At 44.4% G+C, this 21,195-nt stretch carries 20 protein-coding genes; 13 read left to right on the top strand and 7 right to left on the bottom strand.

From position 1 onward, the window contains the following. The first annotated feature begins 56 nt into the window (after window positions 1-56). The 5 genes from IGI86_RS13825 (at window position 57) to IGI86_RS13805 (ending at window position 5,307) form a co-directional block, all read left to right on the top strand. A complete protein-coding gene (locus tag IGI86_RS13825; RefSeq protein ID WP_430617456.1) occupies window positions 57-1,652 on the top strand; it encodes a mannitol dehydrogenase family protein in 1,596 nt (531 codons plus the stop codon). Between the two features lie 3 nt (window positions 1,653-1,655). Beyond that, the gene (gene uxuA, locus IGI86_RS13820; protein ID WP_061053189.1) at window positions 1,656-2,732 is read left to right on the top strand and encodes a mannonate dehydratase; all 1,077 of its coding nucleotides are present in this window, start codon (window positions 1,656-1,658) and stop codon (window positions 2,730-2,732) included. A 16-nt stretch (window positions 2,733-2,748) separates the two neighbouring features. Beyond that, window positions 2,749-4,137: a glucuronate isomerase gene (gene uxaC / locus IGI86_RS13815; RefSeq protein WP_430617455.1), complete on the top strand. Its 1,389-nt coding sequence runs from the start codon at window positions 2,749-2,751 to the stop codon at window positions 4,135-4,137. A gap of 139 nt (window positions 4,138-4,276) precedes the next feature. Next, window positions 4,277-4,603 carry an MGMT family protein gene (locus IGI86_RS13810; RefSeq protein WP_430617454.1) on the top strand — a complete coding sequence of 109 codons (327 nt, stop codon included), beginning with the start codon at window positions 4,277-4,279 and terminating at the stop codon, window positions 4,601-4,603. Beyond that, complete coding sequence (locus IGI86_RS13805) at window positions 4,600-5,307, top strand: GntR family transcriptional regulator (RefSeq protein WP_101699311.1); 708 nt, start codon at window positions 4,600-4,602, stop codon at window positions 5,305-5,307. The genes IGI86_RS13810 and IGI86_RS13805 overlap by 4 nt, the downstream gene beginning before the upstream one ends. A 94-nt stretch (window positions 5,308-5,401) precedes the next feature. Here IGI86_RS13805 and IGI86_RS13800 read toward each other — a convergent pair whose 3' ends face one another. Beyond that, the gene (locus tag IGI86_RS13800) at window positions 5,402-6,601 is read right to left on the bottom strand and encodes an enolase C-terminal domain-like protein (RefSeq protein WP_086297948.1); all 1,200 of its coding nucleotides are present in this window, start codon (window positions 6,599-6,601) and stop codon (window positions 5,402-5,404) included. Window positions 6,602-6,891: 290 nt separating this feature from the next. On the opposite strand from IGI86_RS13800, the gene IGI86_RS13795 reads away from it, so the two are divergent. Further along, window positions 6,892-8,721 (top strand): glucose PTS transporter subunit IIA, encoded by a 1,830-nt coding sequence (locus IGI86_RS13795; RefSeq protein ID WP_430617453.1) that lies wholly within the window; start codon window positions 6,892-6,894, stop codon window positions 8,719-8,721. A gap of 67 nt (window positions 8,722-8,788) precedes the next feature. On the opposite strand, the gene IGI86_RS13790 is transcribed toward IGI86_RS13795, so the two are convergent. The 5 genes from IGI86_RS13790 to IGI86_RS13770 all read right to left on the bottom strand — a co-directional run bounded on the left by IGI86_RS13790 (window position 8,789) and on the right by IGI86_RS13770 (window position 13,018). Next, window positions 8,789-10,063, bottom strand: a complete 1,275-nt coding sequence (locus tag IGI86_RS13790) for an ABC transporter permease (RefSeq protein WP_061053185.1) — start codon at window positions 10,061-10,063, stop codon at window positions 8,789-8,791. Next, window positions 10,060-10,743 carry an ABC transporter ATP-binding protein gene (locus tag IGI86_RS13785; RefSeq protein WP_430617452.1) on the bottom strand — a complete coding sequence of 228 codons (684 nt, stop codon included), beginning with the start codon at window positions 10,741-10,743 and terminating at the stop codon, window positions 10,060-10,062. The genes IGI86_RS13790 and IGI86_RS13785 overlap by 4 nt, the downstream gene beginning before the upstream one ends. A 151-nt stretch (window positions 10,744-10,894) precedes the next feature. Beyond that, window positions 10,895-11,665, bottom strand: a complete 771-nt coding sequence (locus IGI86_RS13780) for an ABC transporter permease (RefSeq protein ID WP_005228499.1) — start codon at window positions 11,663-11,665, stop codon at window positions 10,895-10,897. Beyond that, complete coding sequence (locus tag IGI86_RS13775) at window positions 11,658-12,593, bottom strand: ABC transporter ATP-binding protein (protein WP_016621620.1); 936 nt, start codon at window positions 12,591-12,593, stop codon at window positions 11,658-11,660. The genes IGI86_RS13780 and IGI86_RS13775 overlap by 8 nt, the downstream gene beginning before the upstream one ends. A gap of 176 nt (window positions 12,594-12,769) precedes the next feature. After that, entirely contained in the window at window positions 12,770-13,018 is a 249-nt protein-coding gene (locus tag IGI86_RS13770) for a helix-turn-helix domain-containing protein (RefSeq protein ID WP_077451962.1), read from the bottom strand. A 194-nt stretch (window positions 13,019-13,212) separates the two neighbouring features. On the opposite strand from IGI86_RS13770, the gene IGI86_RS13765 reads away from it, so the two are divergent. Together IGI86_RS13765 and IGI86_RS13760 are read left to right on the top strand one after the other, a co-directional pair. Continuing rightward, complete coding sequence (locus IGI86_RS13765) at window positions 13,213-13,476, top strand: hypothetical protein (protein ID WP_005228502.1); 264 nt, start codon at window positions 13,213-13,215, stop codon at window positions 13,474-13,476. A 13-nt stretch (window positions 13,477-13,489) separates the two neighbouring features. After that, window positions 13,490-14,407: a LacI family DNA-binding transcriptional regulator gene (locus tag IGI86_RS13760; RefSeq protein WP_430617451.1), complete on the top strand. Its 918-nt coding sequence runs from the start codon at window positions 13,490-13,492 to the stop codon at window positions 14,405-14,407. Between the two features lie 60 nt (window positions 14,408-14,467). Here the strand turns inward: IGI86_RS13760 and IGI86_RS13755 are convergent, their stop codons facing one another. Further along, window positions 14,468-15,241: a MerR family transcriptional regulator gene (locus tag IGI86_RS13755; protein WP_430617450.1), complete on the bottom strand. Its 774-nt coding sequence runs from the start codon at window positions 15,239-15,241 to the stop codon at window positions 14,468-14,470. 114 nt (window positions 15,242-15,355) lie between these two features. Here IGI86_RS13755 and IGI86_RS13750 point away from each other — a divergent pair, with 114 nt between their 5' ends. The 5 genes from IGI86_RS13750 to IGI86_RS13730 all read left to right on the top strand — a co-directional run bounded on the left by IGI86_RS13750 (window position 15,356) and on the right by IGI86_RS13730 (window position 21,190). Beyond that, the gene (locus tag IGI86_RS13750) at window positions 15,356-16,237 is read left to right on the top strand and encodes an HAD-IIB family hydrolase (protein ID WP_005234118.1); all 882 of its coding nucleotides are present in this window, start codon (window positions 15,356-15,358) and stop codon (window positions 16,235-16,237) included. Next, window positions 16,224-16,580, top strand: coding sequence for a DUF1827 family protein (locus IGI86_RS13745; protein ID WP_008380681.1), 357 nt, complete (start codon window positions 16,224-16,226; stop codon window positions 16,578-16,580). The genes IGI86_RS13750 and IGI86_RS13745 overlap by 14 nt, the downstream gene beginning before the upstream one ends. 244 nt (window positions 16,581-16,824) lie before the next feature. Beyond that, window positions 16,825-18,291, top strand: a complete 1,467-nt coding sequence (locus tag IGI86_RS13740; RefSeq protein ID WP_008380683.1) for a nicotinate phosphoribosyltransferase — start codon at window positions 16,825-16,827, stop codon at window positions 18,289-18,291. 62 nt (window positions 18,292-18,353) lie between these two features. Continuing rightward, window positions 18,354-19,178 carry an ammonia-dependent NAD(+) synthetase gene (gene nadE / locus IGI86_RS13735; protein WP_016612726.1) on the top strand — a complete coding sequence of 275 codons (825 nt, stop codon included), beginning with the start codon at window positions 18,354-18,356 and terminating at the stop codon, window positions 19,176-19,178. Between the two features lie 191 nt (window positions 19,179-19,369). Then, window positions 19,370-21,190, top strand: coding sequence for an LTA synthase family protein (locus IGI86_RS13730; RefSeq protein ID WP_430617449.1), 1,821 nt, complete (start codon window positions 19,370-19,372; stop codon window positions 21,188-21,190). Window positions 21,191-21,195 lie beyond the last annotated feature (5 nt).

Below are 21,195 nucleotides of genomic sequence, written 5' to 3'. Positions count from 1 at the left end.
GCACAGAATGAACTAGAATACTAATATATCAGTTTTAAGAAAAAGGAGGAAGTAGGATGTTTGATTTTGCTGCCTTGAAGCAGGCAGGAGTTACGATGCCGATCGTTCCCAAAGAAGTGACGGATCAATCAGATACTCAGTTTCAATGGTTACACTTTGGTGGGGGAAATTTGTATCGGGCATTTCACGCAGAAGTAGCCCAAACGTTGATCGATCAACAAGCGCTGACAAAAGGAATCGTAGTTTGTGAAACCTTTGATGAACAGGTGATTGATCAAGTATATGCCCCTTACGAGAATGATATTTTAGAAGTGGTCATGCATGAAGGGGGACGGTTGGAGAAAAAATTGCTCCAGTCAACGGCGGCTAGTTATTATTGCCATCCTTCCCGTGCTGCGAGTTATGAGCAAATACGCAAAGTATTTCAGGAGCCGTCACTACAGTTGGTTACCGTAACGATCACAGAAAAAGGCTATGGCTTAAAAGACAGTCAGGGGAAATTTTTACCTGTCGTACAAGCGGATCTCGCTGCGGGTCCCCATCAGGTCAACCATACAATGAGCATTTTGGCTAGCTTTTTATGGGATCGTTTTCAATCAGGGGCACTTCCGATCGCTATGGTTTCCACCGATAATTTTTCGCAAAATGGGTTCCGTTTCCAAACGGCGATTGTCACCATTGCAAAAGAATGGCAAAAGCTGGGGCATGTTTCAGAAGCGTTTGTCCGATACTTAGAAAACAACGCGCAGGTGACGTTTCCGTGGTCAATGATCGATCGGATCACGCCAAATCCTTCAACAGCAGTTGCAGAAGAATTAGCAGCAGCTGGGATCGAGCAGCTGCCAGTCATCCGTACCGATAAAGGAACGAATATCGCTCCGTTTGCTAACACAGAGGCGACTCATTACTTGGTGATTGAAGATGATTTTCCAAATGGTCGCCCGAATTTGGATAAAGCGGGGGTGATCTTGACGAGTCGAGAGATCGTCGACAGAACCGACAGTATGAAAGTCACAACTTGCTTGAATCCACTGCATACAGCAATGAGTTTGTTCGGCTGTTTACTCGGTTATACATCCATTGCTGCGGAAATGACCGATCCAGATATTGTTGCTTTGATCAAAGGAATCGGCTATCGTGAAGGCTTACCGGTAGTGGAAGATCCTGAGATTATTCAGCCAGAGAAATTTATCGATGAGGTGGTCGGTCTTCGTTTACCGAATCCCCTGATTCCTGACACCCCACAGCGGATCGCCGCAGACACCTCACAGAAAATCGCCATCCGTTTTGGCGAAACCATCAAAAAGTATGTGGAGAAAGAAGGCTCGGCTTCTGAACTGACTTACATTCCCTTAGCGATTGCTGGCTGGTTGCGTTATCTATTAGCAATCAATGATGAAGGCCATCCACTTGACCCAAGTCCTGATCCCCTCTTAGCAGAATTACAAGAGATTTTATGGGAGTGTCAGTTAGGGACAGCCGCCGATGTTCCAGGGATCATTCGACCAATCTTAGCAAATCCGCAGATTTTTGGTTTGGATCTTTATCAAGCAGGAATCGCTGAAAAGGTGGGTCACTTGTTCGCTAAGATGCTGGCAGGAACCGGCGCAGTCCGTAAAACATTACATGAAACAGTAGAAGGGATCGAATAAAAAATGGAAATGACATTTCGTTGGTATGGAAAAGACTACGATAAAATCAAGTTAGCAGATATCCGTCAAATTCCTGGAATGAAAGGCATCGTCGGCACACTCTTTGATTTGCCTGCGGGGGCAGTTTGGCCGAAAGAACGGATCAAGGCGCTCGTGGAAGAAGTCGAAGCAGTTGGCCTTTCCCTGAAGGTGATCGAAAGCGTCAATATTCATGATGACATCAAGATTGGCTTGCCTTCGAGAGACCTGTATATCGAAAACTACAAAAAAACGATTCGTAATTTGGCAGCATATGGGATCGAAGTGATCTGCTATAATTTTATGCCGATTTTCGATTGGATCAAAACGGATCTCGATTATCGCTTAGCCGACGGTTCTTCTACGATGGCATTTGAAAAAGCAGGGATCGACAAAGACCCAGAAGAGATCGTCAAAGAAGTTGAGGAGTCAAGCTCTGGCTATACCTTGCCAGGCTGGGAACCAGAACGTTTGGCACATGTCAAAGAATTGTTTGCTGCGTATAAGGATGTCGATGATGACAAATTAAGAGAAAACTTTGCTTATTTCCTAAAAGCCATCATTCCCACCTGTGAAGAGGTCGGCATCAAGATGGCTGTTCATCCAGATGATCCTCCCTATTCGATTTTTGGTCTGCCGCGTATCGTTAAAAACCGCGATGATTTGGATTGGGTCTGCAACGTGGTCGACAGTCCGTCAAATGGTATCACACTTTGTACTGGCAGTATCGCCGAAGACCCAGCCAATAATGTCTATGAGATTTTGGCTGAGTTTTGTCGCCGGGATCGGATTCCTTTTGCCCATGTTCGTAACATTCAATACTTGGGCAATGACAAAGACTTTTATGAAGCACCGCATCTCTCCTCTGAAGGCTCATTAGACATGTATCAGATCCTAGAAGCGATGTACAAAAATGGCTTTGACGGCTACATTCGACCAGATCATGGGCGAATGATCTGGGGAGAAACGGGACGTCCAGGCTATGGCTTGTATGATCGGGCGATCGGCGCTTCCTACTTATTAGGGTTGTGGGAAGCCATCGACAAGAGCGTGGGGCGTTAAGAAAAGGAGCGAAGAAATGTTTTTAACTGACGATTTTATTTTGAAAAACAGCTTTGCCAAACAGTTGTACCATGAGTATGCAAAAAAGCAGCCGATCATTGATTACCATTGCCATTTAGAGCCGAAAGAGATTTTCGAAAACCAAAACTTCACCAATCTCACCCAAGCATGGCTGGCGGGGGACCATTACAAATGGCGCTTGATGCGTGCCAATGGTGTTGCAGAATCTTTGATCACTGGCGATGCTGACGACTACGAAAAATTCTGTGCTTGGGCGCAGACCTTGGAGGCTTGCATTGGCAATCCCTTATATGTCTGGACCAATTTGGAATTGAAGCGAATCTTTGGTATTGATGAGCGGTTGACACTAGCCAATGCAGCAAGCATTTGGGAAAAAGCCAATCAACAGCTGCAAACGAAGGAATTTTCACCACGAGGGCTGATCAAAAAGATGGCTGTTGAGGTGATCTGTACGACGGATGATCCCATTGATTCGTTGACGTATCATCAAAAGCTGGCAGAAGAATCCTTTGCCGTGTATCCTACCTTTCGTCCTGACAAAGCAATCAATCTGCAGAATCCAGAATTTCCAGCATACCTTAAGAAATTGGCTATAGCTGCGAGCAAAGAGATCACTAGCTATCAAACGCTAGTTGAAGCATTGACCGTACGTATTTCTTACTTCCAGCAACAGGGCTGTCGTTTAGCAGATCACAGTCTGTCACGTCTTGGAGAGAAAGCCTACAATACCGCTGCACTTGAAGCGATTTTTCAGAAGCGTTTGACCACTGGGATACTGACTAATGAAGAAATCAGACAGTTTCAAACCGGCTTGCTGATTGACTTGATGCGCCAATACGCAAAGCAAGGCTGGACCGCGCAATTGCATCTGATGGCGACTCGCAACAACAATCAAAAACTTTTCCAACAACTAGGACCTGATAGCGGCGGTGATGCGATGGGGGACGATCGTCTAGTGAGCGGCTTAAGTCGGACATTGGCGCAGCTTCAGGCGGAAAGTTTATTGCCGAAGACGATTTTGTATTCACTGAATCCCAAAGATTATCCAGTGTTGACTGCGCTGATGGGGGCGTTCCAAGAAGAGAGCAAAGGCAAGCTGCAATTAGGCTCTGCTTGGTGGTTCAATGATACGTATTCTGGTATGCGATATCAGTTGACGACCCTAGCAGAAGGCGGGATTCTTGGAAACTTCGTCGGCATGCTGACGGATTCTCGCAGCTTTTTGTCTTATCCACGCCACGAGTATTTCCGGCGGATTTTGTGTCAGGTGATCAGTGAATGGGTAGAAGACGGACAACTACCAGCAGATGAAATATATTTAGGGCAGATCGTCGCAGATATCTCTTATCACAATGCGAAAACCTACTTTGATTTTCCAAACTAATGACTACTCGATTCGTTCTTGGCTTGCTAGAGAAGGAATCGAGTTTTTGGATGGCTATTGCTAAAGTTGCGTCTGTTCATTTACTATTGGCAGGGAATCCAGTACTATGATAGAAAGAATCAAAGAAGGAGCGAACAGTATGAATCCATTCTATGAAGAAGTCTATGCACTGGCGCGGCAGATCCCTTTTGGTAAAGTCGTCTCCTATAGTCAGATTGCGTGGAAATTGGGACAAATCAACGGCGCGCGAGCAGTCGGTCGAGCGATGCGCTTGAGTCCTCAGGATGTCCCTGCTCATCGAGTCGTGCGGGCAGATGGCGTCTTAGTTGGTTCCTCCGCCAATGTGCGAAAAGCAGCACTCGTCAATGAAGGGGTGGCCTTCAAAGCCAGTGGTCGTATCGATATGAAGGCTTGCAGTTGGTCCATGAGCGAGATCGCTCCCGCTCAAATGAAGGAGCCATTATGAAAAAACGTGAATTTATCGTGCAAGATCTGTTGAGTAAAATCTATCAGGAAGAATTTTCTGCCGGCAAATTACCCAACCAAAGAACCCTTGCGCAAACCTATGGCGTTTCTCGGTTTACGATCCAGCAAGCAATCAAAAACCTTGAAGAGATCGGGATCGTCAAAGTGGTACAAGGTTCAGGGATTTTTATCCATGAAAAATGGGTCAAAAACCCAATGATCTTTAATTCCTTGACCCGCACTCCTTATGACCGCATCCATTCCAAAATGATTTCCTTGAATAAGGAGGCAGCAACGTTGGATGAACAGCAGATTTTCCAAATAGGCCCAGACGAGGAAGTCTGGACCTTTGAACGAGTGCGGATCGTCAATTACAAAATCGAACAGCTGGAAACCTCTAAATTGCCCGTCAGCCTATTTCCCGAATTGACACAGGAAATCGTGGAGCACTCGATCCAACGCTATGTCGAAAGCTGCGGGTACCGTATTTCCCACTACATCACCAGCTATACCCCCATCACCACATCGACCGCTCAATCGGGCATTTTATTGTGCAAGCGGGGGACGCCGGCAATGCAGATCAGCAATCGGGCGATTTTAGAAGACGGCCGCGTGTATGAGTTCAGCAATATCGTTGCCATTGATTATGCCGTGACCTACATCCGTCCCTTTGACCGTGAGATCCATCGCTCACGCATCGATTGATTTGGAAAAGCAAATGTGCCAGTTGCGTCTTTTTTATCCAGAAAGAACAAAAGACATCCCCTGTCGGTTGGACAGGGGATGTCTTTTGTTGTGTTTAAGGAGTGATCAATGTGCCGTCTGGTGTACGGCTCTGGGTCCATTCATGAGGACGGTAAACCACGGGAAATTCCGCAGCTGCTGCTTCATCGAACGTGATTCCGATCCCACTTTTCTCGATCGGATAAAAATAGCCGTTTTCAGGTTGCGGACTGCCACCAAAGACCGACTGGGTATTTGCTGGGATCGCAATCGTTTCTTGGATCGCGGCATTGTGCAGATGGATATTTAGATGGGTGTTGACGGCTAAGCCGACAGGGCTGATATCAGACGGCGTGTGCCAAGCGATCCGAATGCCCATCGCATCGCAGAAGTGAGCCAATTTCAATGCTGGCGTGATCCCACCGATTTGTGAGACATGGGCACGCATAAAGTCAATCTGTTGATTTTTGACTAGCTCTTGCCATTCCATCGGATTATTGAACAATTCGCCGGTCGCGATCGGGGTCGCCGACTGGCTGCGGAGTTGCTGCAACCACTTGTTTTGATCCGGCGGCAAAATATCTTCTAGGAAAAAGAGATTAAAAGGTTCAGCGGATTTTGCAAATTGAATCGCTTGGTTTGGATGCAGCCGTTCATGCACGTCATGCAGCATTTGAAATTGATTGCCGTATCGTTCTTGGATCGCAGCAAACATTTTCAGTGTTGTGTCCATGTAGTCTGTTTGATCAAAATAGGAACCAGCGATGGGCTGATCGGGTGTTTGCAGTTGGCTAGGATTTCCACCATAAAAGCCTAATTGGCAACGGATATAGCGATACCCCTCAGCCAAGAAGCGATCGATTTCTTGATAAAGGCCTTCGAGATTATCTGCCACGGCATGGGTATAGGCGGGAATCGCCGTACGCGCTTTTCCACCTAACAGTTGATACAATGGCATATCGGCTAATTGTCCCTTGATGTCCCATAAAGCCATGTCGACTCCTGAGATGGCATTGTTGGTGATCGGACCATTCCGCCAGTAAGAGTTGACATTCATCACTTGCCAAAGATCTTCGATTTGATTGGCATCGCGGCCAAGTAAGAGGGGGCGTAAATACTCGTCAACGACGGTTTTTACGGCTAGTGGGCGAAACTGGAAGGTTGCGCAGCCTAACCCAGATACGCCTTTGTTCGTTTCTACTTTAACGACAACAAGGTTATGGCGATCAGGTTTGATCGCAAAGGCTTTGACGTCGGTGATGATCGTTGGTGTCATTTCATTCACTCCAATTTTTGTCTCTAGTTGCTATAGCCATTGAAACATGCTTGGCAACCGCTGTCAATTTGGTCTAATAAAAACTAGATATACACCATAAAACCAGTCCAATTTTTTACTGTTTTACAATAAAACGTTGATATATAGCGTTTTTATTCTGTTTTTATCAAAAAAGGACTGGTTTTACAAGTATGTGTGAGCATGCTACTATGTGTGTGAAAACGGAAACACCTGAAAGGGCGCCCGTCAAAAGGATCAGGACCGTTAGCAAACAACAGGGGGAAAAAAAGATGACCAAAGAAGACATCGTAAAACAGATTATTAAAGATGTTGGCGGATCAGAAAATATCAACAATGCATGGCACTGTATGACTCGCTTGCGTTTTGATTTAAAGGATGAGAAAAAAGTCGACTATGCGGCGTTAGAAAAAACACCCAAAGTCGTAGGAACAAAATATCAAAGCAATCAGCTGCAAGTAGTGATAGGAACGGATGTTGCTGATTATTATGCACCTTTAGCCAAAGAATTAGGTCTTGATGAAGCGAACCAAGGGGAAACATCAGAGAAAAAAGGAGCCGTTTCCTTATTTATGGATACCGTTTCTGGCGTTTTTGGTCCGATCGTTCCAGCTATCGCTGGCGCAGGAATGATCAAAGGATTAATGGCTGGACTGGTGGCTTTGAATGTCATCTCTAATCAAACAGACACCTATTTAGTGATCGACATGATCGCGAGCGGCGTATTTACATTCTTGCCATTTTTTGTTGCTGCCTCAGCCGCTCGGATTTTTAAAACCAATCAATATTTAGCGATCGCAATCGCGGCAACGCTGCAATTTCCAACGATGACCAATGCGGTAGCCGAAGGAAGCATTTCCGCCTTTCGTTTGTTCGGCGTACTGCCAGTACCCGTCTTTAACTGTGCAGGGACAGTGATTCCCATTATCTTTGCCGTGCTAGCGCTTAGCTATATTTACCGTTGGGTCGATAAACTCTTACCACAAGTGCTGCGTACCGTGTTTACACCGACGATTTCGTTGTTTGTCGCTGGTATCTTGACATTAACGGTCATTGGCCCAATCAGTATCCATCTAGGAAACTTACTGGCTGCTGGCGTGGCTGGGTTATTCACTATCTCGCCTGTCTTAGCAGGAATTGTGGTAGGGGCGATTCGTCCAATCGCAATCTTCACGGGTCTGCATCATGCCATGACCCCGATCGCTTTGCAAAACTTCGCCAATCAAGGGTATGACATGTTGATGCCAATGATGTTTATGGCAAATATGGCAATCACCGGCGCAACAGCAGCTATTTATTTCAAAGTCAAAACCAAAGAAGAAAAATCGATCATTCTATCTTCGGCTGTTTCGGGCTTGTTAGGGATCACAGAACCTGCGTTATTCGGGATTTTGTCGAAGTATAAAAAAGCCTTCATCGCAGCAACAGTTGGTAGTTCTGTGGCGTCTGCCTTCATCAGTTTCTTCGGTGTTCGGATTTATGGGTACATTCTTTCAAGTATCTTTAGTTTGCCAGCCTATATTGGGGAATACTTTATCTATGCTGTTTTAGGGATCATCTTGGCAATCGGCTTATCCTTTGCAATGAGCTGGTTCTTGGTACCAAATCAAGCAGCCGAAGGCGATCGTTACACCAACGAAGTGGATCTGCATGCCGTGACCCATGGAGAATATGTCCCATTAGAAGATGTACCAGATGAAGTTTTTTCAACGAAAATGATGGGAGAAGGCTATGCCATCGAGTCACAAGATGGGCAAATCTTTGCACCGGTCAGTGGCGAAGTCACCACTGTGTTCCCTTCAAAACATGCCGTCGGGATCAAAACCCAAAACGGCGTTGAAGTTCTTGTGCATATGGGGATCGATACAGTTTCACTTGGCGGACAAGGCTTTGATGTCTTTGTCAAAGCTGGGGAGCAAGTCACTCCGCAAACCAAACTGGCACAAATGGATCTACCTTATATCAAGCAGCAAGGCAAAGAAACCATGGTGATCGTTTTGATCACCAACATGGATCGCGTGCAGCAATTTTCTGGAAGTACTGATTTAGAAGGCAGACACCAAGCCGGTGCATTGCTGGAAAAAGTCGTTTTGAATGCCTAATAAAAGAAAAAAGATGAGCTTCGTTAACGAAGTTCATCTTTTTTGTTTGTCCAGTAACTATTTATTTTTATTCATAACGCAAAGCTTGGATTGAATCTAGTTTACCTGCTCGATTAGCAGGTAATGTGCCGGCTAAAAAGGCAATTAATAAGATGATACCCATAACAGTCAGCGTGTTCGACCAAGAAAAACCAATTAATTGAAATCCGGTCAAAGCTTCAAGAAACGTACTTGAAGCATAGTTATTGATGACATTTCCTAAGCTAAAAGCGGCGATGATCCCACTGAAAGCGCCGAAGAAACCAATTAAGAGTGCTTCGAAACTAAAGGTCAGAAAAACTTTACTGCGGCTCATCCCTAAGGCTTTCATTAAACCAATTTCTCGGGTGCGGTCTTGAACAGACATATACAATGTATTGATGATGCCAAAGCTGGCGGCTAACAGCGAAATTGCCCCAAATAAAGTCAAGACGCCAGTAATTGCATCAATTACCATACGAAACATATTGATTTCATCTTCCACAGTCATTCCTTGGAAGCCATTTTCTAGTAAAGCTTCTTTGATGGTATCGATTGTTTCACTGGATAAGTTTTCTTCTAGATAAGCCTGTACAATAAAAGATTGGTTTTTTAAATTTTCTGGTAAGCCTAGTTCATAAATCTCCACCACTTTTTGGCTCAAAGCCTGATTAAAAATAGTCCTACCAGCTTGAACAAAGCTAAAGTGGCGAACCCCAACAATTGTTGCTGTTAAAGTTTCTTGTTCGCCAGTTGCTTGTGAAGAAACACCGATAGTAACTTCTTTTTCCAAAGCCTCTTGGGCATCTTTAAAACCTAAAATTTCCACATAATCTTGATCAAGAATGACTTCAAATCCATCAACTTCATTATTGACTTGTCGACCAGCTTCTAATTCTAAATCGATATCACCAGAAGCCATTGCGTTGAGTTGATATTTCGTATTGGAACTTCCCTGAATGTAATCTGCTACTAAAAAGCTGATTGGTTTAACGGTATCAATATGCTCGATACTTTCAATTACTTCCATATCTGCAGGTGTAATTACGTTAGCTTCTGCAGAAGATTTATTTGGATCATATTCTTGAATATTGGATGTTGGCATCATATTATTGCTGCCATCCATTTTGTAGACTGCTAGTAGGCTATTGTCACCGACAGCTGTAATTTGTTGGTCGAGGTAATTGTTAATACCGGTATTGATGCCCATAGTCAGATAAATGGTAAAGGCACCAATAAAAATAGCAATGATCGTCAGGATCGTTCGGCCTTTATTTCGCAACAGATTCTTCGCAGAATTTTTTAACAAATCGTTGAATTTCATTTATCGTCCTCCTCAATCACTAAACCATCTTTAATATGGATCTGCCGATCACAGCGAGCAGCTAGATCAGGATCGTGGGTGACGATGACTAGGGTGATATTTTCTTTTTCGTTAAGATCAAATAATAGCTCTTCGACTTTTTCTCCCGTCGCTGAATCAAGATTTCCGGTGGGCTCATCGGCAAAAATGATTTTTGGTTTGTTGACGAGTGCTCGGGCAATGCAGACCCGTTGTTTTTGACCGCCAGAAAGGTCAGATGCTTTATTTTTTGCTTTATCACCCAATTCTACGGCTTGTAGCGCTTCATCTACCAGTTTTTTTCGTTGATTTCGACGCATACCGCTGATTTTCAATGGCAGCATCACGTTGTCATGAACCGTATCTTTGGCGTTCATAAAAAATTGCTGAAACACGAAGCCAAAGGTTTCGTTTCGCAGTTTGTTTAATTCAGCAGCCTTTTTTCCTTTGACATTTCTTCCAAGTAAAAATAGATCTCCGCTAGTCGGCTGGTCCAACAAGGCTAATAAGTGCATCAATGTGGACTTACCTGAACCACTTTTACCGATAATTGCCACTGACTCACCCGCATAGATTTCTAAATCAATGCCCTTCAAGGCATCGAATCTAGTTTCTCCTTCTCCATAAACCCTCGTTAACTTTCTTGTTTCTAAAACGATCATTTCATTCCTCCTCTAAAAACGTTAATAAGTTAAGGTTATCACAAATAATTGCCAATAAATCAGTCTTTAGGAGTAGTTTCTAAAATTAAATGAAAAAAAGCGACCCCCACTGGGAATCGCTAAGAAGCTATAAAATAAATTTTAAGTTCAATTAACTACGCAGCCCGCGGCCTTTTTGGATCAAGTACCAGCATACGCTGTATAAGACAACAATGAACAAGACCAAAATACCGATGGATAGGAAAATTGGGACATCGATGGTGCCTAAAAAGCCGTAGCGGAAACCAGAGATCATATACACGATCGGGTTGACTTTGGAGATCGTTTGCCAAATCGGCGGCAGCATGCTGATGGAGTAAAAGACGCCTCCAAGATAGGTCAATGGTTGTAAAACAAAGGTTGGCACGATGGAAACATCGTCAAAGGATTGGGCGAAGATCCCATTTAGCAACCCTGCTAATGAAAATAAGATGGCGGTCATGACTAGGGTTAAGACAACGATGACCCAAGAATACACATGTAATGGCACGAAGAAAAGGGAAATGATGGTCACCAATGTGCCCACCAAGATACTACGGCCAAGTCCGCCAAAGACAAAGCCCCAAATGATGACGTGAGTAGGAACCGGCGCCACTAAGAGTTCCTCAATGTTTTTTTGAAACTTCTGTGAAAAGAAGGAAGAAGACACATTGGAGTAAGAGCTGGTGATCGTCGACATCATGATCAGCCCAGGAACGATAAATTCCATATAAGAAAAGCCGCCCATTTCGCCGATGCGGCTGCCGATCATTTTCCCAAAGATAATGAAGTATAAGGAAGTAGTGATGACGGGTGGGACGAGGGTCTGCACCCAAATCCTTAAATAGCGGTTGGTCTCTTTGACCGCTAAACTTTTTAAGGCTGTAAAATAAAGACTAAACATGGTTTTCCTCCGCTTCGTGTGCTTCTTCGGTGATTTTCAAAAATAGTTCTTCCAAGCGATTGGATTTGTTGCGCATGGAGAGGACATTGATCCCTTGCTGGCTGAATTGAGCAAAAAGATCGTTGACGCCTTGGTCTCGAGCGACTTCAACGGCGATGGTCTGTTCATCTTCCATTTGGATCGGATATCCAGTGATCGTTGGTGCTTGTTTGATCGGTGCGATATCAAAAAGAAAGGTTTCAAATTGCAGTTTTGCCAACAAAGATTTCATACTAGTGTTTTCGATCAGTTCACCAGATTGAATGATCCCGATGTTGCGGCAAAGCATTTCCGCCTCTTCTAAATAATGGGTCGTCAAAATGATCGTTGTGCCATTTTGGTTCAGCTCCCGCAAAAAGCTCCACATTTCCCGACGCAATTCGATATCGACACCTGCCGTCGGTTCATCCAAAATCAATAGCCGTGGTTCATGCATCAGGGCACGAGCGATCATCAAACGGCGTTTCATCCCGCCTGACAGCATCCGCGCACGAACATTGCGTTTTTCCCACAAATTCGACTGCTTCAAGTATTTTTCGCTGCGCTTGATGGCTTCGTTGCGGGGGACACCATAATACCCGGCTTGATTGACCACGATCTGCTGGACCGTTTCAAAGGGATTGAAATTGAATTCTTGGGGAACTAGACCAATCTGTTGTTTGACTTGGACCAATTCTTTGTCTAAATCGTAGCCGAAGACTTTGACGCTTCCGGAAGATTTATTGACAAGAGAGGTGATAATGCCGATGGTGGTGGACTTTCCAGCGCCGTTAGGGCCTAACAAGGCATAAAAGTCGCCTTCTTCCACCTTCAAATTTATGCCCCGCAACGCTTCAACGCCGGTGGCATAGACTTTGCGTAAATCGGTTAGTTCTAGTGCATAGGTCATGTTTGTTTGAACTCCTTCTATGTATGATGGTTTATTCTATCATTTTTTTTCAAGAAGAACCGCATGATTTGATTTTTTTCATTTGATTAGATAACAATTGTTGCTAATCGATGAAAAGTGGGAAAGAGGCAAAAGAAAAAACGACCATTTGATCGTTTTTTCGATAAAGTCGATTGTTAGCATAAATACCGTTCTGGTCGTTCTGTCTGTCCTAATAAGTAATCGACAGAAACATTATAGAGGGAAGCTGCGTGTAGCAGCGTCAATACATCGGGTAAGCGATCGCCTGCTTCGTATAAGGTGTAATCGGGGTAAGGCACATCGAGATGCTGGCATACTTCTTTTGGGCTCAATCCGCGTTCTTCTCTTAAAAATTTGAAGCGGCATCGCAAGGTGTCTAATAAAAAAGCTTCTTCTAATGTCACTTTGCGGTCCTCCTTAAAAAAATCGCGCTTCCTTTCGCACTGTTCTCTTTTTATTGTACCAACAAAAGCAAAATATGCGAAGTAATTCACATGAAAGTCGATCGGTTTTTGTTAAAAAGTGAAACAAATGACTTGCTCTGAGACGCGTTTCATACAGTATGCTTGATTCATAAAAAGGAAGGCGGGATGAAAAAATGAATACGTACATGAAGAAGAATGGTGCGGAATGTTGTTATGTAACGTTGGCTTTTGATGGACAACAATTGGTATTGACGAAACCAAAAGGGTTCTTTCAAGAACGCTTGGTAGAAATTCCGGTGGATGAGATCAGTCATTTGACATGTGATGAACACTTCGGGTCTCAGCGGATCGGTTTTATTCATCACAATGATTACTATGAATTTTATACATGTGGGTTAAGTGTGATAGACTATATGAAAGAACAATTATTCGTTTAAGGAGCAGTGAGTCATGGCAAACATTCGGGATATTGCACGCTTGACCGGCTATTCGGTCTCAACGGTTTCACGAGTCATTAATAACAATCCTTATGTCAGTGAAGAAAAGCGTCGTAAGATCCTGGCTGTCATGGAAGAGGTCAACTATATTCCGAATTACACGGCGCGGGCATTAAGTGTCGGCAAAACCAAAAACATCGGCGTGATCCTGCCGTTTGTCAATCATCCCTATTTTGATCGATTATTGAGCGGCATCACGACAGCAGCGTTTGCTCGTGGCTATAAGGTGACGCTTTTAGCCACGAACTATGATCCGCAAGTAGAGGAAGCATATTTGCAAGAATTTGCGGCGAAAAGCTTTGATGCTTTGATCATTACCTCGCGGGCGAATCCGATCGAAACATTATTGCCTTATCGTTCATACGGACGCATCGTCTTTTGTGAAAATATCTCGTATTTGACTGACGGCTGCACCTATATCGATCGAGAGGAATCGATCAAGGAGGTCTTCACGTATTTTAAGGAACAAGGCATCCAGAAAATCGGCGTGACATTGGGACGTAGCCGCAAGCTCAGCAGCAATTCAAAAATCACGGTCCGTTTGGCTCATGACTATTTTTCGACCTTTTCCGAAGACTTGATCTTTTGGGATTGTTTGACGGAAGAAGATGGCAAAGAAGCAGCTGCTTATTTTGCAGATAAAGGGGTCGAAGCGATCTTCACCAATGGGGATCATGTTGCTGCTGGGATCCAATCGCAGGCGCCGGGAGAATGGCTTGTGATTGGACGGGACAATTTATACATCAGCGAGCTGCTGCAGCTTTCAACGATCGATCATCACTTGCAAGCTTGCGGGGAGACTGCCGTCCAATTGGCGATAATGGAAAAAAGCGGCAACTATCGCATGCCCTATGAGTTCATCAAACGATAGCATAGACGAAACGATGCGCAAACAAAGCCCCTGAGTGGGCAGTGCTTGCGCATCGTTTTTTTAAAGGGATTCGGTGTAATGGTCAATGATCTCTTTCAACAGCTGGGCGCTACCGACGCCCGCTTTTTGATCGTAATAGGCGGTAAAACGCTCGTCTTGAACGTACATTTCCCCTAAAGATCGGTGATATTCTGCTGAGTAAAAGGGCGCTGCTTGTTTAAGCCATGCTTGATGCGCAGCAAAAGCCTTTTGGGCTTTGTCAGAAGGGATTCGTTTCCCTTCCTTTTCATTCAATAGCTCTTTTATCAGCTGCAATAAGCGGTTTTCGTTGTCGGTCAGTGCTTGATAATCAACTTGGGTCATCTGCTGCCACTTTTGGTTGCTTTGTTCGATGATTTCCTCACCGTAGGCTTCTCGTAATTCGGCACCGTAGTTCGCTTCGTTTTCACGAATTTTTTGTTCCTTAAAATAACTGAATTTCTCTTGATCGGTCATCGTCTTTTCTCCTTCATAATAATCAATTGTTTGCGCTAAGGTGGTCAAAAGACTGTCCAGGGCTGCTCGCTCTTGTAAAAGCTGTTGGTAATGCTGCAACAAGACCATTTGGATCGATGCTTGCGGCTCATCCAAGATCCCGCGGATCGTTTCTAATGACAGCCCAAAAGACTTAAAATACAAAATCTGCTGTAGGCGATCGACTTCCTGCCTCCCGTAGATACGGTAACCAGCTGAGTTGGTGCGTTGCGGTTGTAACAACTTGATCTGATCATAATACCGCAGGGTACGGCTGCTGACTCCTGACAGTTTGGCTAAGGCACTGATCGTATATTCCATCGGCTTTTCCCTCCTTACACCTGTATCCTAAAGGTTGACGTAACGACAAAGTCAAGAAAATTTTTTTGCGTTTTTTAAAATGTGCTATAATTATAACAAAGAAAGGAAGATAAGATGCAAATAGTTTTTTCTGATATTGATGGGACGTTTCAAGAAATGGGGCACCCGATTCATGAGATCAATAAAGAAGCCATCCGTTGTTTGCAAGCCCAAGGGGATCACTTTGTGTTTGTCACAGGGCGAGGATTTGAGCTTGTTCAAGATATGATGGCGGAAGAAGGCCTTTCCTGCGATGTGATTTTCGGAAACGGCGCCGGTCTGATGATAAAAGGAGAAGCGCCTGTTTTGACGCATACCTTACCCTATAAGACATTGGCACAAGTGATTGGTATCTTAGAGACAGAAGCGGTTTTTTATTTCTTACATACTGACCATGGCATCATTTCCCCACAAGCGCATTTGTATGAAGCGCAATTTCAAGAAAGCCGTAAGCAGTTACTCGCGGAGTTAGGGGAGCGAGGGCAAATCATCGCTGACTACAAATACGAGTTCTTCTACAACGAATGCCTTCATAAAGACGACGTGTTGCAGTTTATGAAGGAACATCCAGAGATAAAGGTCATCAAAATCGAACTGATGGAAGCGTCAGACGAAAAAAGAGAACGGCTGCGGGCGATGATCCAGTCAGAAACGGCAGCGATTTTTCAATCCTTTGTCCAAACACTGGAAATCGTTGATCCATTGGCGACCAAAGGTGCGGCGATCCGTAGCTTTTTAGAAGCTTTTCCCGCTGCCAAAAGCTACGGGATCGGTGATGGTGAAAATGACCTTGCGATGTTTGAAGCGGTGGATGTTTCTTTGGCTGTAGCAAATGCCAGCCCAGCGATCAAAGCAGTTTGTGATCGAACCATTGAGCGCGCAGAAGACGGCGGTGTTGGCCGCTTTATTTTAACAGAATTAGTTTCGAGAGAGGATGTTGTGCATGAAGTTGATTGAAACCCCAGTAAACCAAAATCTAAATATGGAAACTTTTTACCCGAACATCTCCAAGTATCTATTCGACAAAATAGCGATCAAATACTATAAATTGTATTCGCTTGATCGGACGCAGATTCTCTATGTGGATAGTTTTGATACGATTTCTTTAGTATTGATCAACAATAAAAAGAAAATCAGTCGGGAAGAAGTCGATACAGCGATTCATCGTTTGCTGAAGGTCGATCGCAAAGACGTGACCGTCAATATCAATATTCGTAAAGAAATGGAAGCAAGAGGCATCACCTTTTCTAAACCGAGAAAAGATGTCATTCTTGTTCAATTGCCTGTGAAAGAACACTAGTTGAAAGAAGTTGGGACATGCACGTTGCAAGAGCAATCAAACGTTGAACAAAGGGGCGACCTTATACGAGCGCGCAAATAATGCGCAATAAGTAGGAGGCTGACCCATGCTTTGGAGCAATTTGTTCTCAGATGGATTGCCTTGTACTGGCAAAAGCCCAACTTTTTTTTGAAAAAACAAGTTTTTCTGTCTTTTGTGTTTTTTTTGCTATAATGAGAAGAAGTAAGCTAGAGGGAGTAAGAACATGCAGAAATTATTTAAAGATGACAGCTTGACGCTGCACACCGATCTCTACCAAATCAACATGATGCAAACCTATTGGGAGTTAGGCAGAGCCGATCGTAATGCGGTGTTTGAATGCTATTTCCGTGACATGCCTTTTGAAAATGGCTATGCGATCTTTGCCGGTCTGGAACGTTTGATCGATTATTTGAACGATTTATCCTTTTCAGAAACGGATATTGCCTACTTGCGAGAAATCGGCGGCTACCCAGAAGCTTTTTTAGAGTATCTAAAGGAGTTCAAGTTTGCTTGTACCGTTCGTTCAGCGTTAGAAGGCGATTTAGTCTTCAATAATGAACCGATCATTCAAGTAGAAGGGCCGTTAGCACAAGCGCAGCTGATCGAAACAGCGCTACTGAATATGGTCAATTTCCAAACCTTGATCGCCACGAAAGCTGCCCGCATCAAATCTGTGATCGGCACGGATCCCTTGTTGGAATTTGGTTCACGTCGGGCACAAGAATTGGATGCAGCCATTTGGGGGACCCGAGCGGCTTATATTGGCGGAGCGGATGCGACGAGTAATGTGCGGGCAGGGAAGATTTTTGGCATCCCAGCCAGCGGAACCCACGCCCATTCCCTCGTGCAATCCTATGGCAATGACTATGATGCATTTATGGCGTATGCCCAAACCCACAAAGATTGCGTATTCTTAGTCGATACCTATGATACCTTGCGTTTAGGTGTGCCAAATGCGATTCGTGTGGCCAAAGAGATGGGGGATAGGATCAATTTCTTGGGTGTGCGGATCGATAGCGGCGATATGGCCTATATCTCGAAAAAAGTCCGTGAACAGTTGGATGAAGCGGGATTCACGGAAGCCAAAGTCTATGCTTCCAATGATCTAGACGAAAATACGATTCTAAGCTTGAAAATGCAAAAGGCGAAAATCGATGTATGGGGTGTCGGCACCAAGCTGATCACCGCTTACGATCAACCGGCATTAGGTGCGGTTTATAAACTGGTTGCCATCGAAAATGAGCAGGGAGAAATGATCGACACCATCAAATTATCCAGCAATGCCGAAAAGGTTTCGACCCCTGGGAAAAAACAAGTCTGGCGGATCACCCGTAAATCGGACGGCAAGTCAGAAGGCGATTATGTCACGCTATGGGAAGAAAATCCGCAAGCAGCAGACGAACTGTTCATGTTCCATCCTGTTCACACTTTTATCAACAAAACAGTGACGAACTTTGATGCGCGACCATTGTTGCAAGATATCTTTGTAGATGGCCAGCAAGTGTATCAAGTACCTGACTTAGAACACGTCAAAGCCTATGCGACGAATTGCTTGGATTCCCTTTGGGATGAGTACAAACGTGATTTGAATCCACAGAAGTACCCAGTTGATCTCTCGCAAGAATGTTGGGATCATAAAATGCGGACGATTGAAAAAGTACGTAAACAAACCAATGGCGCGATTTTGTAATCCGCAACTGCGCTGGTCCTAGGATCAGTCAGCTGCTTCAAAAAATAAGAGGAGGCGTTTCTATGACCATGCAACAAGAAATTATCAAAGAATTAGGAGTCTTACCGACCATCGACCCGAAAGAAGAAGTTCGTAAGAGTATTGATTTTTTAAAGGCGTATCTGCAAAAGAATTCGTTCTTGCATACGTTTGTCTTGGGGATCAGTGGTGGGCAAGATTCGACATTAGCTGGCCGGATCGCGCAATTGACGATGGAGGAAATGCGCAGTGAAACCGGGAATCCCAACTATCAGTTCATAGGGGTACGCTTACCTTATGGGGAACAAGCAGATGAAGAAGATGCAAAAAAAGCCATTGAATTTATCAAACCAGATATTGAGCTGCGGGTAAACATCAAAGCCGCCGTCGATGCCCAAGTGCAAGCGGTGGAAGAAGCAGGCTTAGCGGTTTCTGACTTTAATAAAGGCAATATCAAAGCCCGTCAACGGATGATTACGCAATATGCCATTGCGGGTGAAAAAGCAGGAGCTGTTCTGGGTACGGATCACGCTGCTGAAAATATCACCGGCTTCTTTACGAAATACGGCGATGGCGGTGCCGATATCTTACCACTGTTTCGTTTAAACAAACGCCAAGGCCGCCAACTCTTGCAATACTTAGGCGCACCAGAAGCATTGTATACCAAAGTCCCGACTGCGGACTTGGAAGACGGCAAACCTTTAGTTGCAGATGAAGCAGCTTTAGGAGTGACCTACAACGACATCGATGACTATTTAGAAGGCAAGGAAATTGCGGCTGAAGCCCAACAAACCATTGAAAACTGGTGGAACAAAACGCAACACAAACGCCACTTGCCAGTCACGATTTTTGATGATTTTTGGAAATAAACGAAACCAGTGATTCCGTTCCATTCAGATAGAAAGAAGAGTCTAGGGGGCAAGAAACCTTAGACTCTTTTTTATGAGGGTTGCTTTCTTTAAAAATAACAAAAGCTTCTTACCTCGGCTTTACTTTCTTGCCTCGAAAGCATAAAATACGAGGGTACCTAGAATGTGTAGAAAAGGAGGAATGTTCCTTCGTGAAAATAAATATCCATCCTTATCTGAAGATCGCATTAAAAGGCATCGCCATCGTCCTGTTGATCATTTTCAGTAATTTATATTTGCAATGGTGTCAAAACAATCTTTCCGTTGAATTAGCTCTGAAATTTGCCTTTTCGTGGCATACAGCAAAGTTTTTCTTGGCTTGTGGGGTGCTACTGCTGGTGTATGGGGTGTTTGCCAGCTTGGCAGGTTCGGTACTGATCGGGGGCATCTTTTATAGTGTCGTCATCGGAATCTTAGGGTATGCCAACCACACGAAGATGGTCTATCGCCAAGAACCAATCTATCCCGATGATTTAAAGATGGTCACTCAATTCGACCTTCTACGAACTATGATCGGCAATGGCGCCTTTTTCTTAGCCATCCTCTTCGCTCTGGTGGCGATCGGAGCGATCGGCTGGAGTATCTATCGCAGCCGCAAATTAAACCGGCGTTTGCAAGTGATGCGAGGAGCGGTGCTGGTCGTATGCTCGCTGGGCTTAGTCTATGTTTCTCACTTCAATGACAGCAACAACCTTTTACGCAAAGCCTACAATCAGACGGCGCTCTGGATTCCGTATTCACAAAAAATGAACTACTACAATACGGGATTTATCGGTGGGTTTTTGTACAACCTGCGGGTAGATGCCATGACGAAGCCTGAGGGGTATTCAAAAGAAGCGATCCAAGCGATTGCGGACACCTACAATGCACAGGCTGCGGAGAAAAATCAAGACCGTGAAAGTGAAGCACCAAATATCGTCTATGTGATGAGCGAGAGTTTTTCCGACCCGAGCCATTTAAATGGCTTATCGATCACCGGCGATCCGTTGAAAGACTATTACCACGTCGCCGATCAAACCATCAGTGGAAAAATGCTTTCGCAAAATTATGGAGGCGGTACGGCAAACATCGAGTTTGAAGCGTTGACTGGTTTTGCCATGGGCCTATTGAATCCACAGATGACAACGCCTTACACGATGCTAGTGCCGAAATTGACGCAACTGCCATCCTTGGTTTCTTTCTTGGAACAATCAGGGTATACGGCAGCGGCGATCCATCCTTACGATACATCGATGTACAAACGCAAGGATGTCTATGGGGTGATGGGGTTTGAACAGTTTATCGATCAAGATACGATGACCTATACCGACAAAATCGAAAATAATCCTTATATCTCTGATGAGGCGGCCTACAAAGAAGTGCTGGCTTTGTTGGAAAACGATCAGCAACCGCAATTTGTCCATTTAGTGACGATGCAGACCCATATGCCTTATGCTGGCAAATACGATACGTTGAATTACCAAGCGAGCGGTCCTGGCAATATGGCTTCTTTGGAAAACTACCTACAGGATATCTCTTATAGCAGTACAGCGTTGAAAAACTTTGTGGCTGAATTAGAGCAGCTGGATCGGCGAACGCTGGTCGTCTTTTGGGGAGATCATTTACCAGGCATTTATGCCGATGAGATCAAGGATCAAAATGAAACGGCTGCCCTGCATGAAACCGAATTTTTGATGGTTGATTCGCAAGGGAATTTTGCGCCAGAAGATGTACCAGTAACAAGTCCTTTTTATTTTGCGCCGAACCTATTAGAAGCCAGTGATCAACCAACCAGCGGGTTTTACCAGTTGTTGTTGGCCTTGCAAGATGAGTTGCCGGCTTTTGAACTGGGTCAATATTATCAAGAGGGACAATGGCAGACGACTCTTGCGTTGGATCAAGAAGCCCAAGAAATCTATGATGCCTACAATTTGATCCAATATGATGTGCTACAAGGAGAGCAATACAGTTTAACGACTGGTTTGTTTGACTAAATGAA

The organism is Enterococcus sp. AZ188 (genome assembly GCF_050544075.1).
GTDB lineage: Bacteria > Bacillota > Bacilli > Lactobacillales > Enterococcaceae > Enterococcus_D > Enterococcus_D entomosocium.
The sequence above is the reverse complement of the archived record's forward strand: the minus strand, read 5'-3'. Positions and strand labels throughout refer to the sequence as shown.

What these genes read in the sequence shown, in the direction of transcription:
- IGI86_RS13825 (WP_430617456.1), top strand. Translation starts at nt 57, where the DNA reads ATGTTTGATTTTGCTGCCTTGAAGCAGGCAGGAGTTACGATGCCGATC.
- uxuA (WP_061053189.1), top strand. Translation starts at nt 1,656, where the DNA reads ATGGAAATGACATTTCGTTGGTATGGAAAAGACTACGATAAAATCAAG.
- uxaC (WP_430617455.1), top strand. Translation starts at nt 2,749, where the DNA reads ATGTTTTTAACTGACGATTTTATTTTGAAAAACAGCTTTGCCAAACAG.
- IGI86_RS13810 (WP_430617454.1), top strand. Translation starts at nt 4,277, where the DNA reads ATGAATCCATTCTATGAAGAAGTCTATGCACTGGCGCGGCAGATCCCT.
- IGI86_RS13805 (WP_101699311.1), top strand. Translation starts at nt 4,600, where the DNA reads ATGAAAAAACGTGAATTTATCGTGCAAGATCTGTTGAGTAAAATCTAT.
- IGI86_RS13800 (WP_086297948.1), bottom strand. Translation starts at nt 6,601, where the DNA reads ATGACACCAACGATCATCACCGACGTCAAAGCCTTTGCGATCAAACCT.
- IGI86_RS13795 (WP_430617453.1), top strand. Translation starts at nt 6,892, where the DNA reads ATGACCAAAGAAGACATCGTAAAACAGATTATTAAAGATGTTGGCGGA.
- IGI86_RS13790 (WP_061053185.1), bottom strand. Translation starts at nt 10,063, where the DNA reads ATGAAATTCAACGATTTGTTAAAAAATTCTGCGAAGAATCTGTTGCGA.
- IGI86_RS13785 (WP_430617452.1), bottom strand. Translation starts at nt 10,743, where the DNA reads ATGATCGTTTTAGAAACAAGAAAGTTAACGAGGGTTTATGGAGAAGGA.
- IGI86_RS13780 (WP_005228499.1), bottom strand. Translation starts at nt 11,665, where the DNA reads ATGTTTAGTCTTTATTTTACAGCCTTAAAAAGTTTAGCGGTCAAAGAG.
- IGI86_RS13775 (WP_016621620.1), bottom strand. Translation starts at nt 12,593, where the DNA reads ATGACCTATGCACTAGAACTAACCGATTTACGCAAAGTCTATGCCACC.
- IGI86_RS13765 (WP_005228502.1), top strand. Translation starts at nt 13,213, where the DNA reads ATGAATACGTACATGAAGAAGAATGGTGCGGAATGTTGTTATGTAACG.
- IGI86_RS13760 (WP_430617451.1), top strand. Translation starts at nt 13,490, where the DNA reads ATGGCAAACATTCGGGATATTGCACGCTTGACCGGCTATTCGGTCTCA.
- IGI86_RS13755 (WP_430617450.1), bottom strand. Translation starts at nt 15,241, where the DNA reads ATGGAATATACGATCAGTGCCTTAGCCAAACTGTCAGGAGTCAGCAGC.
- IGI86_RS13750 (WP_005234118.1), top strand. Translation starts at nt 15,356, where the DNA reads ATGCAAATAGTTTTTTCTGATATTGATGGGACGTTTCAAGAAATGGGG.
- IGI86_RS13745 (WP_008380681.1), top strand. Translation starts at nt 16,224, where the DNA reads ATGAAGTTGATTGAAACCCCAGTAAACCAAAATCTAAATATGGAAACT.
- IGI86_RS13740 (WP_008380683.1), top strand. Translation starts at nt 16,825, where the DNA reads ATGCAGAAATTATTTAAAGATGACAGCTTGACGCTGCACACCGATCTC.
- nadE (WP_016612726.1), top strand. Translation starts at nt 18,354, where the DNA reads ATGACCATGCAACAAGAAATTATCAAAGAATTAGGAGTCTTACCGACC.